3 protein-coding genes and 1 pseudogene are annotated in these 2781 nt (G+C 59.0%); all 4 read left to right on the top strand.

Going from position 1 to position 2781, the window contains the following annotated elements; genetic code table 11:
* A pseudogene (locus tag NW819_RS12740) lies at positions 1-379 on the top strand (AarF/ABC1/UbiB kinase family protein); the annotation flags it as partial.
* Positions 380-463: 84 nt separating this feature from the next.
* Entirely contained in the window at positions 464-796 is a 333-nt protein-coding gene (locus NW819_RS12735; protein ID WP_414413969.1) for a hypothetical protein, read from the top strand.
* Between the two features lie 178 nt (positions 797-974).
* Entirely contained in the window at positions 975-1304 is a 330-nt protein-coding gene (locus NW819_RS12730; protein ID WP_011432695.1) for a YggT family protein, read from the top strand.
* Between the two features lie 47 nt (positions 1305-1351).
* Positions 1352-2743, top strand: coding sequence for a cytosine deaminase (locus NW819_RS12725; protein WP_414413968.1), 1392 nt, complete (start codon positions 1352-1354; stop codon positions 2741-2743).
* The last annotated feature ends 38 nt before the right edge of the window (positions 2744-2781 follow it).

The following is a 2781-nucleotide window of genomic DNA, read 5'->3' as shown; positions in this document are numbered from 1 at the left end:
CTGGAACCGCCTGGAGAACCTGATTCAAATTGCCCGCAGCGATGGGGGATTGGATTGGTTACCTACCGCCCAAACGGGTTTGCGCTACCTGATGTCGGAAGAGGCCCGCGATCTGCGTCGCCAGTTGGTGCTTTCCCTCACAGAAGATGATCGCCTTCACTTTGAGGAGCTGCAGCGTTTGTGGCAGTTGCTCAGCCCTGAACTTTCCCCAGCTTACCTCTGGCAGGCAACGCTGAGATCCCTACCCTCGACCGGCGATCTGCAACACACGCTTGCCGAGTTGAGGGAGCAGGTGCAAGCCCATCTGGAACATCTCAGCCGCTGGCGGCTACCTCAACCTTGGTCGGATTTGCTGGCAGGAGTGGGACAGGAAAGGTAGAACGGAAGAAGATGACTCAAGTTTATTGTTATTGAGCTGGACAAAAGCGTGGCAGATCAGAAAGGTGACTTCATTGCGGGTGTAGTGACTGGCGCCCTGTTGGGAGGGATCATCGGCGGGGTGATCGGGTTTGTGCTTGCCCCTCGACTCAGCAAGGGATCCGCCGAAGGCCAACGCCGGGATCCAGATCGCCTCAACGGCACCTCCGCAACCCCTGAACGACCGCGCCTCAGTGCTTCAGGTGAGCCCGCCATGTCCAGCGACTGGAAGAAGTGGGAAAATGAGGCAGAACGAATTGCCCAAGCCCGCCGCACTCTAGAGGCCAAGATTGCCGAGTTAAACGAGGCGATCCAGGCCACCCGGGCTCAGTTGCTTGTCAAGGAAGTGCCTGCCCCTGCTGCTGAGGAAAACTCTTGAGCTTGAGCGGGAAGAAGGAACCTCAGGGGTCTCCCGCCCATGTCAAACTAGAGGCGGCAATGGCTTTCTGCCTTGCATCTTTGGATGGGTTGCCATCGGATGTGAGGTTTGCCTCTGCTGACGGCGTTTGGTCTGTCTGACTGATCTGTGTTTTGTTCATTCCCTTCTCTGAACCGCTATGATGCTTAGCCACTTGTTGTCTCCTCTCGCTTGGGTGGACGGCCTCTCCCTGGGGTTGGTCTACGGCACTGCCGCGTCTTTGCTGTTCCGCTCCCTTTACCAGTTCATCGTCATTTACAATGCTCTGCTGATCGTGCGGATTTTGCTGAGCTGGTTCCCGCAACTGAACTGGTCTAACCCCATCCTGTCGGTGCTCAGCCAACTCACCGATCCCTATCTCAACCTGTTCCGCGGCATCATTCCCCCCATTGGTGGCTTGGACTTTTCCCCCTGGTTGGCCTTCATTTTGCTCAGCTTTGCCATGCAGGTGGTGGGCCAGTTTGCCTAGCTGCTGTAGCACTGGATTCTTCCTGAGGGGCTCGGATCCCCTTAAGATTGGAAGTCACTTTTTCGTTGCCCGCCATGCAGATCCCCGGCGTTGCCCACTACTGGCTGCTGAATGCTCAGGTTCCCCTGTCGGTACTGAAGGAGGCGGTGCCAGGAGCTGTCCCCAACCGCGATAACCTGGTGTTGCTGGATCTGGAAATCGAAGGGGGGCAGATCCGCCAAATCCGGCTGGCAACAGGGATCCCGCCCCAGGGGATCCCCGGCGTGGATCTAAGGCGGGGCCAAGTGTGGCCGTGTTTTGTGGACATCCATACCCACCTGGACAAGGGACATGTGTGGCCGCGCACCCCCAATCCCGATGGTACCTTTGCCGGGGCGAGGCAGGCCGGCCAGGAAGATTGGGCGAAGATGAAGCAAGCCTATGACGGGGATCCGGAGCAGTTTCGGGAGGATCTCTACCGTCGCTTCAGCTTTGGTTTGCGCTGCAGCTATGCCCATGGATCCCAGGCAGTGCGCACCCATCTGGTCTGTGAGAATCCTCAGGTTATGGGGGCCAGCTGGGAGGTGTTTGTTCAGCTGCGCCGAGAGTGGGCGGGCAAGCTGGAACTCCAGGCGGTCACGCTTCTGAGCTTGGATACCTTTCTCACCCCTGCAGCAGAAAAGCTGGCGGACAAGGTGGCGGAAGTGGGCGGGATCCTGGGTGGGGTGGCGGCGATGGGGCCGGAACTGGATCGGCAGTTGGATCGGGTGTTTGCCCTGGCCAAGGAACGGGGCTTGGCTCTGGACTTTCATACGGATGAGACGGACGATCCGGGATCCCTCACGTTGAGACACGTGGCAGCGGCGGCCTTGCGCAACGATTTTCCCCATCAGGTGGTGTGTGGCCATTGCTGTAGCCTGGCCGTGCAACCGCCGGAGGTGGCCCACAAGACTATGGCCTTGGTCAGAGAGGCGGGAATTGCCGTGGTCAGCCTGCCCATGTGTAACCTATATTTGCAAGCCCGTAACCCCGGCCATACCCCCCGCTGGCGGGGAGTGACGCTGTTGCATGAGCTGAAGGCTTTGGGCGTGCCGGTGATGATAGCCAGCGATAACTGTCGGGATCCCTTTTATGGCTTTGGGGATCACGACGGCCTGGAGGTGTTCCGGGAGGCCACCCGCATTTTGCACCTGGATACCCCCTATGGGGATTGGCCACAGGCGATTACCACCACCCCTGCCCGCATCATGGGCTTGACCGAGCGAGGGCAAATTGGGGTGGGGCTGCCGGCAGATCTGGTGCTGTTCAAGGGACGTGGCTTTGACGAGCTGCTTTCCCGTCCCCAGCATGACCGAGTGGTGTTGCGTCAGGGGCAGGCCATCGACACGACTCTGCCGGACTACAGCGAACTGGACGACTTGATGGAGAAGGTGGGGACAGCGCTCAGCTCCGAGAAGTAGAGCGGGGTCACAGTCGTTTCAAGTTAGATTAAGACACT

Source organism: Synechococcus sp. R8-2 (genome assembly GCF_047461715.1).
Taxonomy (GTDB): domain Bacteria; phylum Cyanobacteriota; class Cyanobacteriia; order Thermostichales; family Thermostichaceae; genus Thermostichus.
The sequence above is the reverse complement of the archived record's forward strand: the minus strand, read 5'-3'. Positions and strand labels throughout refer to the sequence as shown.